This window comes from Streptosporangium sp. NPDC002607 (assembly GCF_053592655.1).
In genome coordinates, this window is sequence record NZ_JBSFWD010000013.1 from 36478 (window position 1) to 49610 (window position 13133).

A 13133-nucleotide genomic window follows, 5' to 3' on the forward strand; every position below is an offset into this window, starting at 1 on the left:
AAAGCATTACCAGTCGAAATCGCCGGTCCTGATGCCGTTGATGAAGGTGGTCCATGCGAGGGCGGTGAAGATGAGTGCGGGGCCGGTGGTGTTCTTGCTGTCGCGGACGGCGTGGCGTCCGCCGGACAGCTTGGCGACCTCGACGCATTCACCGCCGTTGCTCGCTGATCGGGTGGACTTGGTCCACGTCGCCGCTGCCAGTTCCCGGTTCAGGTCCATCGCTTGATCGTCTCCTTGATGAGTTTCAGGGATTCGCGCTGGGAAAGTGCCTCGACGCGGATCGTCTCGTATCTCAATGCCAGGACGGCGACCTCGTCGGGTCGATCGGTTACCTGACCCGCACCGGCCGACTCGACATAGGCCGCGTTGAGCATTCCCCGGTGCGCCTGCGCGATGACAAAACCTCCGCTGACGCCGGTCGTCGTGCGGGCCTGGGTCGGGAGGACTTGGAGCGCGATGTCAGGACGTTCGCCCGCCTCGGCGAGGTGCTTGAGCTGCGCCGCCATCACGCTGTCTTCCCCGACGGGACGGAACAGGACGCTCTCGTCGATGACCGCCCACAGCATGGGAGGGGTCGGCCGGTTGAGGATGGTCTGCCGGTCCATCCGGGCCGACACGTACTCCTCCAGTTGCTCGGGGGTGATGCGTGGCTGTGAGGTTCTGTCCCCACCGCGGTCAGGTGGCGCTTGGCCGCGGTTCCCTCCTCCGTCTTGCGAGGCACCACCTGGCCGATCCTCGCCACGGCAGGATCCGCCAGGCAGGGCCTGGTGCGTTTCGACTCTCCGCTCTGACAGGTCACGGATGTGGCGCTGAGATGTCCCACAGTCGTGTCGCGCCATCGTGGCCGGCGGTGGCCAGCAGGTGGCCGTCGGGGTGGAAGGCCACCGAGGCGACTCCGAGGTGGCCGCTGAACAGGGCGAGGGGCCGGCCGGTAGCGGTGTCCCACAGCCGCGCCGTGCGATCGGCGCCTCCGGTGGCCAGCAGGTGGCCCTCGGGGTGGAAGGCCACCGACCAGATGTAGTCGCCATGGCCGGTCGGCGGGGCGCCGACGGGCTTTCCGGTGGTGGTGTCCCACAGCAGTACGGTGCCGTCCTCGCCCCCGGTGGCCAGCAGGTGGCCGTCGGGATGGAAGGCCAGCGTGTGGACCGGCTTGGGGTGATTGAACAGGGCGACGGTCTGGCCGGTGGCGTCCCACAACCGTACGGTGCCGTCCTCGCTCGCGGTGGCCAGGTAGTGGCCGGCGGGGTGGAAGGCCGCCGACCAGACGGTGTCGGTGTGGCCGGTGAACAGGGCGATGAGCCTGCAGGTGGAGACCTCCCACAGCCGTACCCCGTAATCCCAGCCGGCGGTGGCCAGCAGGTGGCCGTCGGGATGGAAGGCCACCGTGTGAACAGATCTGATGTGGCCGGACAGGGGAGTGCCGACGGGTTGGCCGGTGGTGGTGTCCCACAGCCGTGCGGTGTCGTCCGCACCGGCGGTGGCCAGCAGGTGGCCGTCGGGATGGAAGGCCACCGACAAGACGGTGTCGGTGTGGCCGGTGAGTGGTATGCCGACGGGCTTGCCGGTGATGGTGTCCCACAGCCGTGCCGTGCGCTTGGCGCTGGTGTCCCACAGCCGCGTGTGGTCGCTGTCAGACCGGAGGGGCACGGTGTCGGTGTGGCCGGGAAGGGAGGCGCCGACAGGCCGACCGGTGGTGGTGTCCCACAGTTGCGTCGTGTCGTCCCAACCGGCGGTGGCCAGCAGATGGCCGCCGGGGTGGAAGGCCACCGCGCGGACGGACGCCCAGGAGTTGTGCCGGATGAAGGCGGAGTGCTCGCGGACGCCGTCGGGTGGGGCGGCTCGCAGGGACAGGCCGACGTCGGCAAGCCTCTGCTCGACCTCTTCGGCCAACTCGGAATCGAAGCCCTCGATGGCCAGCAGATCCCGTTCGCCGAGGGCGGCCAGCTCGCCGCAGGCGTGGATGCCCGCGCGTTTGAGGCGGTTGTACGGACGGACTTTGAGGTTGAGTTCCTCGATGGGCAGATCCAGGGCGTTACCCGACGAGTAGTACCCCGAGCACAGTGAGTCATGGTCCGTTGTCCATGACTGGCGCAGTGACATCGTGGACCTTCCTTAAGATCACACTCTCCCCGGCGAGAGTCTCTCCACCACCTGCCGAGGTGTCAATCCGCGCAGTTTCACGGGGCGCCCTCCGGGGCGGAGACACGCTCTGTTCGCGCCGCGGTAGGTCGGCGACCCGGGTGAGTTCGGCTTCGACGGGACGGGTGGTCGCTCCCCGGAGGGCGCCTGTGCGGGCCGTTCGGCGGTGGGGCAAGGCCATCGTGGACACGTTCCGTCACGGGTGTCCGGAGATCCGGCTCGGGCCACGACTTGAAACCTACTAAACCGGTATGGAAGTATGGTTTTTATGTTCGCGGCACTGACCACGTACAACAGGCGTCGCGTGCCGGAAATCGATCTGGTGCGCTGCCTGTTCGTCGACTTCGTACGGACCGACGGCGCCATCTGTCGCTGAGGCCACCCATCACCGAGCGTCAACGACGGCCCCGTGCGGCTGTCGTGAAGCCGCCGATCAGCCGTCCTCACTCGCCCTGACCGCGACGTCGCGGGGGCACCTCGTCTCTTTCTCCATCCGTCCGGCGAGCACGCCGTAGGAGATCTTTCGCATGGCCCTTGTCGTAGCAGTGATCGGCGGCCCGACCCCGGGTTCCGCCACCGCGGCCCTTGTCGAGAACGTCGCCGAGCGGCTGGAGTTGGAGGGCCACACCACGGTGCTGATCAGCCCGGCGGACCTGCCGCCCGCGGCGCTGATCGCCGGGGACTCCGCCGATCCGCAGATCCGTTCCGCGATCGAGTTGATCGAGCAGGCGGACGGGGTCGTGGTGGCCACCCCGATCTTCCAGGCGTCCTACTCGGGGCTGCTCAAGACCTTCCTGGACGTGCTGCCTCCGGGCGCGCTGGTGGGCAAGGTCGCGCTGCCGCTGGCCAACGGCGGCAGCCGGGCGCACCTGCTGGCCGTCGACTACACGTTGCGGCCGGTGCTGAGCGCGCTGGGCTGTCCGCAGGTGGGGCAGGGGGCGTTCGTGCTCGACACCGACATCGTCCGGCACTCCTGCGGGGTCGGTCTCACCGGCGCGAGCGAGTCCCGCGTCGCGGCGGTCTGCCGCCAGTTCGCCCACGCCCTCGCCCTGATCCCCGACCAGACCTCTGCCCGGTCCTCTGACCGGTCACTGTTCTGACCTCGGCCTCTCTCTCCCGCACCGACCTTTCCAGGTCGTCCTTTTGACAAGGGTTTCTCATGTTCGGATATCCGTTGTTCTCGACTTCCCCCGTCCGGGCGGCAGCCGCAGGGGCCGCGCTCGCGCTGCTGGCCGTCGGCTGCTCCTCGGGCGGTGAGGCCACCACTGGCGCGAGCGGCGCCGGCACCGGCGCGCCGGTGCAGGGCGGCAAGCTGACCATCGCGGTCTCCAGCTTCCAGCCGTGCCTGGACGTCTCGCTCACCGGCGGCCGCAACAGCACGGTCACCCACCAGATCCTGGACACCCTGACCGACCAGGACCCGAAGACGGGCGAGATCATCCCTCGGCTGGCCACGAAGTGGGAGGTGAACGACGACTACACCGCCTTCACCTTCCACCTGCGCGAGGGCGTGACCTTCAGCGACGGCACCCCCCTGGACGCCAAGGTGGTCGCCGACAACTTCAGCACGCTCGCCGAGCTGGTCGGTGAGGGCAAGACCGACACCCTGACGCTGAACGCGCTCAACAGCTTCTCCGGCGCCGAGGTGGTCGACCCCCTGACCGTCAAACTGAACTTCAAGCTGCCGGAACTGGGCTTCCTGCGTAACGCCAGCGACCCCTACCTGGCGATCCTGTCGGCGTCCACGCTGGCCACGACCACCGAGGAGCGCTGCGCGGGCAAGCTGGTCGGCACCGGCCCCTTCGTCTTCGACCAGATCGTCAAGGACAAGTCCATCACCCTCAAGCGCCGCGCGGACTACAACTGGGGCGCCGAGGGCGTGGTACAGCACCAGGGGCCGTCGTACCTGGAGGGCATCGTCTTCGAGGCGGTGCCCGAGTCGGGGGTGCGGGTCGGCGGCCTGGTCAGCGGCCAGTTCGACATCAGCGACGACATCCCGATCACCGACCTGCCGCAGCTGCGCTCGGCCGGGCAGACGATCGTCTCGAAGGTGGTGCCCAACCTGGTCCCGGGCATGCGCCCCAACCCGTACAGCCCGCTGGGCTCCGACGACGCGGTCAGGCGGGCCATCCTCAAGGGCACCGATCGCAAGGAGATCACCGAGACCCTCTACCCGGAGATCTACAAGGCCCCGACCAGCATCGTCTCCTCCGGCACCGCCGGGTGGAAGGACTTCGGTGCCGACCTCGCCTACGACCCCGAGGGCGCCAAGAAGATCCTTGACGAGGCGGGCTGGAAGCCGGGCGCCGACGGGGTCAGGGAGAAGGACGGCGTACGCCTGGAGCCGAAGATCACCTACATCATCGGCAACTTCTTCGGCGCCACCCAGCAGGAACTGGAACTCGCCCAGCAGCAGCTCGCCAGGATCGGGGTGAAGGTCGAGATCAAGGCCAACACCCCCGCCGACAACGCCGCGATGCTCAAGGACATCTCCAAGGCCGACTACGACTTCCTCACCGGCTCGGGCGCCAGCAAGGACATCGACTTCCTCGCCGGACTGTTCAAGAAGAGCAACTCCGCGCTGCTCAACGCCGAGCAGCCCGAGCTGGAGGCCGTCGCCGACGCGCTGAACGAGGCGGCCACCCCCGAGGCCCGCACGAAGGCCGCGGACGACCTGCAGAAGTACGTCATCGACCACGGCCACTGGATCCCGCTGCGCGAGCAGACCAAGGTCGTCGCCGTCTCCCCGAAGGTCAAGGGCTACGTCCTCGACACCTACGCCGCGCACTTCTTCCACGACACCTGGCTGGCCGGCTGACCATGGCCCGCTACCTGCTGCGCCGCGCGGCCCAGGGCGCCTTCGTGCTCTGGGCGGCCTTCACCGCCGGCTTCGTGATCCTCTACCTGCTGCCCAGCGACCCGGTGGAGATCATGCTCGCCTCCACCGGGTCCATGGGCGAGCTCGATCCCGGGGCGGTGGCCGCGCTGCGCGCCGAGTACCACGTCGACGAGCCGTTCTACGTCCAGTACGGCATCGCGCTGTGGCGGTTCGTCCAGGGCGACTTCGGAACCTCCATTCCCCAGCGGCTGCCGGTCACCGAGCTGATCGGCCAGGCGCTGCCGGAGACCCTGGGCCTGGCCGCGCTGGCCTTCGCCATCGCCGTGCTGCTCGGCGGGAGCCTGGCCCTGCTCACCGGCTACCTGCGCGGGGGACGGCTGCGACGGCTGCTGCTGTCGCTGCCCCCGCTGCTGGTGTCGATCCCGTCGTTCTGGGCGGGGCTGATCCTGCTGCAGGTCTTCTCGTTCCGGCTCGGCTGGTTTCCCGCGATCGGCAACCGGGGCTTCGCCTCGGTGGTGCTGCCCGCGGTGACGCTGGCCCTGCCCACCGCGGCGATCATCGCCCAGGTCCTGATCAAGAGCCTCCGCCAGACCTGGGACGAGGCGTTCGTGGTCACCGCCACCGCCAAGGGCGCCTCCAGGCTGCGCATCCTCTTCGTCGACGTGCTGCGCCACGCGAGCCTGCCGAGCCTCACCCTGGTCGGCATGACGGTCGGCAACATGCTGGCCGGGGCGATCGTGGTCGAGACGGTCTTCTCCCGGCTGGGGGTGGGCCGCCTGGTCGAGCAGGCCGTCGCCGCGCAGGACATCCCGATGATCCAGGGCCTGGTCGTGCTGTCGGCCCTCGTCTTCGTGGTGGTGAACCTGGTGGTCGACGCCGTCTACCCGCTGCTCGATCCGCGCATCCGGCCGTCACGAGCGGCCACGTGAAGGAGCTGAGCGTGTCCGATCCCGCCACGACCCTGCCCGGCGGCCCCGCGCCGCAGGGGCCATCCGGACCCGAGGCGCCGAGCCTCCCGCCTGACCCCGGCTCCGGTCTCGGACCCGACCCGGTCTCCGCTCCCGGACCCGACCGGCCGCGCCGTGGCGCCGGCGGGGTCCGCGCGGTCGTGCGGCGCCCCGGGCTGGTGCTCTCCGTGCTGTTCCTGGCGCTGGTGCTGGCCTGGGCGCTGGTACCCGGGATCTTCGCCCCCTTCGACCCGCTGGTCGGCTCGCCGAAGGACAAGCTGCTGCCCCCGAACGGCACCTACTGGTTCGGCACCGACCACCTCGGGCGCGACCTGTTCTCCCGGGTCGTGCACGGGTCCTCGCTCTCGCTGACCGCGACCGCTCTGGCGGTGCTGGTCGGATTCCTGGTCGGGTCGTCCCTGGGACTGCTCTCGGGGTACGTGGGCGGCCGGTTCGACGACGCCGTCATGCGCTGCGTCGACGTGCTGCTGTCGATTCCGGGACTGCTGCTCTCGCTGGCCGTGGTCACCGTGCTGGGTTTCGGCACGCTGAACGTGGCGGTCGCGGTCGGTGTGGCGGCGGTGGCCGGTTTCGCCCGGGTGATGCGGGCCGATGTGCTGCGTGCCCGCACCCAGGTGTTCGTCGAGGCGGCCGAGGCACTGGGCGTCGGCCGGTGGAGATCCCTCATCCGCCATGTGCTGCCGCACGCCGTGGGCTCGGTGCTGGTGATGGCCGCCCTGGAGTTCGGTACGGCCATCCTGGCGGTCTCCTCGCTGAGCTTCCTCGGCTTCGGCGCGCCGCCGCCCGCTCCCGAGTGGGGGTCGCTGGTCTCCGAGGGGCGCAACTACCTGGTGAGCGCCTGGTGGCTGACCACCCTGCCCGGCGCGGTGATCGTGGCGACCATGCTGGCGACCAACCGGGTCGCCCGCGCCCTGGACACCGGCAGGGGAGACGACCGATGAGTACACAGCCCCTGCTGCGCCTGACCGGCCTGCGGGTCGGGTACGGGCCGGCCCGGCGCGGTGGTGACCGGCACGAGACGGACGCGGTACGCGGCGTCAGCCTGCGGGTGGACCGGGGAGAGGTGGTGGCACTGGTGGGCGAGTCCGGCTCGGGCAAGTCCTCCACCGCGCACGCCGTCAACGGGCTGCTACCCGCCACCGGGCGGATCAGCGCGGGACAGGTCCACTTCGGCGGACGGGACATCACCGGCTGGCCGGACCGCGCGATGCGCCACCTGCGCGGCGCCGAGATCGGGTTCATCCCCCAGGACCCGGCGGTCGCGCTCAACCCGGTACGGCGCATCGGGCACCAGGTGGCCGACGTGCTGCTGCTGCACGGCCGGGCCACCCGGAGGAACGTCCGGGGGCTGGTGCAGATGATCCTGGAGGAGGCCGGGCTGCCGCACCCCGCCGACTACGCCCGCCGCTACCCGCACGAGCTGTCGGGCGGCATGCGCCAGCGCGTGCTGATCGGCATCGCGCTGGCCTGCACGCCCCGGCTGGTCATCGCCGACGAGCCGACCAGCGCGCTCGACGTCACCGTCCAGCGCCGCATCCTGGACCACATCCAGCGCCTGACCTCGGCGAACGGCACCGCCGTGCTGCTGATCACCCACGACCTCGGGGTGGCCGCCGACCGGGCGGACCGGATCGTGGTCATGCGGGAGGGACAGGTCGTGGAGGAGGGGCCGACCGAGCGGATTCTCGGCGACCCCCGGCGCGCCTACACCCGCCGCCTGCTCGGTGCGGTCCCCACCCTGACCGGGCCGACACTGATCGCCACCTCGTCACCGGGTCGGACGGTTCACGGACCGCGTCCCGAGGCGGAGGCGGAGTCGCCTCTGGAGGCCGGGCCGAACCCGGAGGCGCGCCCGGAGCCGCGTGTGGAGTCGCGATCACGTCCCGAGGCCGGGCCGAACCCGGAGGTATACCCGCAATCGCGTCCGCATCCGGAGAGCGACATGGAGACCGACGCGGAGAAGACGCCGGAAAGCGGAACCGTACCGGCGCCGCTGCTGGAGCTTAGGGGGGTCACCAAGGAGTTCAAGCGCGCCGCCTCGGTGACCGTCGCGGTCAGCGACGTGGACCTCGTCGTCGGCCGGGGCCGCACGGTCGGCCTGGTCGGAGAGTCGGGCTCCGGCAAGTCCACCACCGCGCGGATGGCGCTGCGGCTGGAGACCCCCACCCGGGGGCGGGTCCTGTTCGACGGGGTGGACATCACCACGGCCACCCGCAGGACGCTGCGTCCGCTGCGGCGGCGCTTCCAGCCCGTCTACCAGAACCCGTTCGCCTCCCTGGACCCGAGGCTCTCGGTCGCGGCGCTCATCGACGAGCCGCTGGACGCGTTCGGCGAGGGGGACCGCGCCGCCCGGCGCCGCCGGGCCGCCGAGCTCGTCGACCAGGTCGCGCTGCCCTCGTCGGTTCTCGACCGGCACGCCACCGAGCTGTCCGGCGGACAGCGGCAGCGAGTGGCCATCGCCAGAGCGCTGGCGCTCCGCCCCGAGCTGATGATCCTCGACGAGCCCGTCTCGGCGCTGGACGTCTCCGTGCAGGACCAGATCCTGCGGCTGCTGGTCGAGCTGCAGGTGTGGCTGGGGCTGAGCTACCTGTTCATCTCCCATGATCTGGCGGTCGTCCGCCAGATCTCGCACGAGGTCACGATCCTGCGCGCCGGCTCCGTGGTCGAGAGCGGGCCGGCCGAGCGCGTCTTCGACAACCCGCACCACTCCTACACGAAGGAACTCCTCATGGCGGTACCCGGACAGCTGAAGCCCGGCGCGGACGCGAGCCCCCGATGGTGAGCCCGCTGACCGGCGCGCGTACCGAACGGCAGGTCCTCGCCGCGCTGCAGGAACTGGTTCCGGCGATCTCCGCCCGGGTCGCGGGGGAGGACCGGCCGCACGCGGAGACCTTCGCCGACCTCAGGGCGGCGGGCCTGCCCTCCTTCGTCATCCCGGCCGCGTACGGAGGCGGGGGCGCCACCCTGCCCCAGGCCGGCCGGGTGATCCGGAACCTCGCCGCCGCCGACGCCTCGGCCGCGCTGGTCCTGACCATGCACTACATCCACGGCACGCGCCTGCTCTCGCCGCACGTCCCCGGCCGGGGAGCCGCCGAGCTGGGCCGTACCCTCGCCGCCACCGACGGCCTGGTCAACTTCGCCAGCAGCGAGCGGCTGAGCGGCGCCCCCAGCCGGGGCGGCGCGGTCCAGACCCGCGCCTCTCGCGGGGACGACGGGTCGTGGCTGCTGAGCGGCCACAAGCGCTACGTCACCGGCAGCATCGTCCTGGATCACCTGCTGGTGTCGGCCACGGTCGACGACGACACCGCCGCCGAGCCCGTGGCGCGCACCTTCGTCGTCCCGGCCGATGCGGACGGTGTGCGGATCGAGCCGACCTGGGACACCTTCGGCATGCGCGGATCGGCCTCGCACGACGTCATCCTCGACGGCGTCACCGTCCCCGCGGACGCCGTCGCAGAGGCGTACGACCCCGAGGTGGCCCCGGAGATCACCCGTACCTTCGGCGCCTGGTGGGCGCTGCTGCTGGCCTCGATCCACCTGGGCATCGCCGAGGCGGCCCGCGAGGTGGCCCTCGCGTTCGCCACCGGTCCCCGAGGCGACGGCCGTCCGGGCAGCCGCGCCGAGCAGCCCCGCACCCAGGAGCACGCCGCGCGTATCGAGCTGGCCCTGCTCCAGGCGCGCCTGCTGCTGGAGGACGCCCTGCACCGGTGCGAGGGTGTCCCGGAACCCGCCGACGTCGTTCAGGCCACCGCCACCAAGCTCCTGGTCCACCAGCACGCCTCGGACGCCGTCGACCACGCCTGCCGCCTGGTCGGCGGAGCCTCCGTCTGGAACACCTCCCCGCTGGGACGCCACTTCCGTGACCTGCGCGTCGCCCTGTTCAACCCGCCCAACGAGGACGTCGTGATCGACGCCGTCGGCCGCGCCGCCCTCGGCCTGAACGAGAAAGGCACCTGGACGTGACCCCGCCCCGCCGTACGATGTCGCTGAACTTCAACCTCAGCGGCGTCGGCCACCACACCTCCGCCTGGCGTCACCCCGACAGCCGGACCGACCAGGCCCTGGACGTCGAGTACTACGTGCGGCTCTGCCAGACCGCCGAGCGCGGCGGGTTCGACTCGATTTTCATCGCCGACACCCCGGCGCTGCGCGGCGACCCGAACGACGCCCTGGCCAACACCCCCTTCGAACCGCTGACCCTGCTGTCGGCCATCGCCACCCGCACCACCCACATCGGCCTGATCCCCACCGTCTCCACCAGCTACAGCGACCCGTACACCGTCGCCCGCCAGGTCGCCTCCCTCGATCTGATCAGCAAGGGCAGGGCCGGGGTCAACCTCGTCACCTCCGCGGGTGACCACGTCGCCCGCAACCACGGCAGGGAGCGGCACATCCCGCACGCCGACCGCTACGCCCGCGCCCGGGAGTTCGTCCAGGTGCTGGAGCGGCTGTGGGGCAGCTGGGCGCCGGACGCGATCCTGGCCGACCGCGAGGCCGGCACCATGATCCGTCCCGGCGGCATCACCCCGATCGACCACGTCGGCGAGCACTTCTCGGTGGCCGGGCCGCTGACCGTGCCGCCCTCACCGCAGGGACGTCCCCCGATCGTGCAGGCCGGAGCCTCGCCCGCCGGGATCGAGCTGGCCGCCGCGCACGCCGACGCCGTCTACGCCCGCTCCATGTCGATCGACGAGACGCGAGGTGTCTACCGCTCCATCAAGACGCGGGCCGCCGAGCTGGGCAGGGACCCGCACTCGATCAGGGTCCTGCCCGGCGTGGTGCCCTACGTCGCGGCCACCGAGGCCGAGGCCAGGCGGCTGGTGCGGGAGATCGAGTCCCGGTTGGTGACCAACCCCGGCGCCCTCACCGCCCTCGGCGCCATGCTCGGCATCGACCTGTCCGGCTACTCACCCGACGACGCCGTCCCACTCCACCTGCTCCCCGCCCCGGAGGACTTCAACGGCTCGGTCACCGGCTTCGTCGAGCTGCGCACCATGGCCGTCGACGAGGGCCTCACCCTCGGCCGGCTCGCCGGTCGCCTCGGCGGCCTCGCCCCGCTGGGCATGTGGGCGCTCATCGGCAGCGGGGAGCAGGTGGCCGACCAGCTCCAGTACTGGTTCGAGAACGAGGCGGCCGACGGCTTCAACCTGATGATGCCGATCGCCCCCGGCGGCATCGAGTCCTTCGTCGAGCACGTCGTGCCGATCCTGCGGGAACGCGGCCTGGTGCGCGCCGGCTACCAGGGCACCACCCTGCGCTCCCACTTCGACCTGTCCCTCGACACCCCGTCGCCACTTCACTGAGAGGAAGACCATGACCGTCTCGCCCGAGGACCTTTTCATCGACCCCGAGCAGGCCGCCGGGAAGCTCGCCACCGGCGCGCTCTTCGTCGACGTACGCCGCCCCGAGGCGCGCGCCGAACACGGCCTGCTGCCCACGGCCGTCGCCGTGGAGAAGGTCGACGTCCTGAGGAGTTTCGACCGGGAATCCCCGGAACTGCTGGCCGACGCCGCCGATCCCGGCCGGGAGATCGTCGTCTTCTGCTCGTCGGAACGCGGTTCGGGGCCGGTCGTTCAGAAGCTCGCGGAGTTGGGGTACACCAACGTCACCCATATTCTTGGCGGGTTCAGCGCATGGAAGGAGCAGGGCTTTGCGACACACCCCCATGACGGCGCGGCCACGGATGCCTGAACACCCGCAGGCGCAGCCGCCCGCGTGCGACCGGGCCCACTGAGGCCCAGGTGCGAATCTCGGCCAAGACCGACTACGCCCTGCGCGCCCTCACGCAGCTCGCGGCGCACGCGGACCGCCCGGTCAGCTCCGAGGAACTCGCGCAGGGGCAGGAGATCCCGCACAAGTTCCTCGAAGCGATCATGGCGGAGCTTCGGCGCACCGGGTTCATCACCAGCCAGCGCGGCACCGGAGGCGGGCACCGGCTCCGCCTCCCCGCCGACCAGGTCGTCATCGCCGACGTCATCCGCGCCCTCAACGGGCCGCTCACCGTCATTCGCGGAGAATGTCCTCAGGACATCGAGTACGGCCCGCCCTCGGAGGGGTTGCAGATCGTGTGGATCGCCATGCGGGCCACCCTCAGATCCATTCTCGAATCGGTGACACTGGCCGACATCGCCGGGGGAACGCTGCCCGGCCATATTCGCGAACTCGCCGGTGACCCCGACGCCTGGGTGACCCACTGGTTCCAAAATCCCGGCCAAATTCAGGAAACCGGCCGCAAGGTCTGATCCACGCCGTATTCGAATGTCAGAAGGACGGAACGTTGACATCCTCCCCGCCCTGCAGGACGGGGTCTCCACGCTGGAGGTATTTGATGAGTGAGAGCCCGACCGGCCTGATCGGTGCGGACGAGCTGGCCGAACGGCTCGGGTCAGGGGCGCGCGTCCGGCTTCTCGACGTTCGCTGGCAGCTCGGTGACCCGCACGGCCACCGCGCCTATCTCGAAGGCCACCTGCCAGGGGCCGTCTTCGTCGACCTGGACACCGAACTGGCAGCCCCGCCCTCTCCCGAGGAGGGGCGGCACCCGCTGCCGGACCTGGACACGCTCCAGCGCGCCGCCCGCCGCTGGGGGCTGGACGACGGTGACGAGGTCGTCGCGTACGACGCCGGTGGCGGCCTGTCCGCGGCGCGCGCGTGGTGGCTGCTGCGCTGGGCGGGGGTGTCCTCGGTGCGGCTGCTCGACGGCGGCCTGCGGGGCTGGACGGAGGCGGGCCATCCGGTGGAGACCGGCGAGGTCCGGCCCGGACCGGGGAACGTGACGCTGACCTCCGGCGCCCTGCCCGTCCTCGACGCCGACGCCGCGGCCGACCTCGCCGGCGCCGGCGTGCTGCTCGACGCGCGGGCGGCCGAGCGCTACCTCGGCCACACCGAGCCGGTCGACCCGCGCGCCGGCCACATCCCCGGCGCGGTCAACGCCCCCACCGGGGAGAACCTGACGCCGGATGCGACCTTCCTCGACGAGGAGGCACTCGCCGCCCGCTTCGGCGCCCTCGGGGTGAAGGAGGGCACGGCGGTCGGTGTCTACTGCGGTTCGGGGGTGACCGCCGCCCACACCGTCTTCGCGCTGGAGCGGATCGGGGTCCACGCGGCCCTGTACGCCGGGTCGTGGTCGCAGTGGTCCAACGACCCCGACCGGCCCGCGGCCACCGGCTGACGGGGAGCCGACGCGCCGC

Annotated in this window: 13 protein-coding genes; 10 read left to right on the plus strand and 3 right to left on the minus strand. The window is 71.1% G+C overall.

Translation table 11 applies throughout. The annotated features are described in order from the left end of the window. Window positions 1-6: 6 nt before the first annotated feature. Genes ACWD3H_RS17075 through ACWD3H_RS17085 form a run of 3 tightly spaced genes read right to left on the minus strand, consistent with a single transcriptional unit; the run spans window position 7 to window position 2100 of the window. Window positions 7-219 carry a DUF397 domain-containing protein gene (locus ACWD3H_RS17075; protein WP_451955629.1) on the minus strand — a complete coding sequence of 71 codons (213 nt, stop codon included), beginning with the start codon at window positions 217-219 and terminating at the stop codon, window positions 7-9. Further along, on the minus strand, window positions 210-839 hold the full coding sequence (locus ACWD3H_RS17080; RefSeq protein ID WP_451955630.1) for a DUF5753 domain-containing protein: 630 nt from the start codon (window positions 837-839) through the stop codon (window positions 210-212). The genes ACWD3H_RS17075 and ACWD3H_RS17080 overlap by 10 nt, the downstream gene beginning before the upstream one ends. Continuing rightward, complete coding sequence (locus ACWD3H_RS17085) at window positions 796-2100, minus strand: WD40 domain-containing protein (RefSeq protein WP_451955631.1); 1305 nt, start codon at window positions 2098-2100, stop codon at window positions 796-798. The genes ACWD3H_RS17080 and ACWD3H_RS17085 overlap by 44 nt, the downstream gene beginning before the upstream one ends. Before the next feature lie 566 nt (window positions 2101-2666). Between ACWD3H_RS17085 and ACWD3H_RS17090 the strand changes: the two genes are divergently transcribed. The 10 genes from ACWD3H_RS17090 to ACWD3H_RS17135 all read left to right on the plus strand — a co-directional run bounded on the left by ACWD3H_RS17090 (window position 2667) and on the right by ACWD3H_RS17135 (window position 13114). Then, the gene (locus tag ACWD3H_RS17090) at window positions 2667-3239 is read left to right on the plus strand and encodes an NAD(P)H-dependent oxidoreductase (protein WP_451955632.1); all 573 of its coding nucleotides are present in this window, start codon (window positions 2667-2669) and stop codon (window positions 3237-3239) included. Between the two features lie 59 nt (window positions 3240-3298). Beyond that, entirely contained in the window at window positions 3299-4957 is a 1659-nt protein-coding gene (locus ACWD3H_RS17095) for an ABC transporter substrate-binding protein (RefSeq protein WP_451955633.1), read from the plus strand. 2 nt (window positions 4958-4959) lie between these two features. After that, window positions 4960-5907, plus strand: coding sequence for an ABC transporter permease (locus ACWD3H_RS17100; protein WP_350916523.1), 948 nt, complete (start codon window positions 4960-4962; stop codon window positions 5905-5907). 11 nt (window positions 5908-5918) lie between these two features. After that, window positions 5919-6887: an ABC transporter permease subunit gene (locus ACWD3H_RS17105; RefSeq protein WP_451955634.1), complete on the plus strand. Its 969-nt coding sequence runs from the start codon at window positions 5919-5921 to the stop codon at window positions 6885-6887. Next, entirely contained in the window at window positions 6884-8728 is a 1845-nt protein-coding gene (locus ACWD3H_RS17110; RefSeq protein WP_451955635.1) for a dipeptide ABC transporter ATP-binding protein, read from the plus strand. The genes ACWD3H_RS17105 and ACWD3H_RS17110 overlap by 4 nt, the downstream gene beginning before the upstream one ends. Next, complete coding sequence (locus tag ACWD3H_RS17115) at window positions 8722-9909, plus strand: acyl-CoA dehydrogenase family protein (protein WP_451955636.1); 1188 nt, start codon at window positions 8722-8724, stop codon at window positions 9907-9909. The genes ACWD3H_RS17110 and ACWD3H_RS17115 overlap by 7 nt, the downstream gene beginning before the upstream one ends. Next, window positions 9906-11249 carry an LLM class flavin-dependent oxidoreductase gene (locus ACWD3H_RS17120; protein ID WP_451955637.1) on the plus strand — a complete coding sequence of 448 codons (1344 nt, stop codon included), beginning with the start codon at window positions 9906-9908 and terminating at the stop codon, window positions 11247-11249. Before ACWD3H_RS17115 ends, ACWD3H_RS17120 begins: the two co-directional genes overlap by 4 nt. 10 nt (window positions 11250-11259) lie before the next feature. Beyond that, window positions 11260-11637, plus strand: coding sequence for a rhodanese-like domain-containing protein (locus ACWD3H_RS17125; RefSeq protein ID WP_355615732.1), 378 nt, complete (start codon window positions 11260-11262; stop codon window positions 11635-11637). Window positions 11638-11687: 50 nt separating this feature from the next. Beyond that, the gene (locus ACWD3H_RS17130) at window positions 11688-12188 is read left to right on the plus strand and encodes an RrF2 family transcriptional regulator (RefSeq protein WP_350916541.1); all 501 of its coding nucleotides are present in this window, start codon (window positions 11688-11690) and stop codon (window positions 12186-12188) included. 86 nt (window positions 12189-12274) lie between these two features. Beyond that, the gene (locus ACWD3H_RS17135; protein WP_451955638.1) at window positions 12275-13114 is read left to right on the plus strand and encodes a sulfurtransferase; all 840 of its coding nucleotides are present in this window, start codon (window positions 12275-12277) and stop codon (window positions 13112-13114) included. Window positions 13115-13133 lie beyond the last annotated feature (19 nt).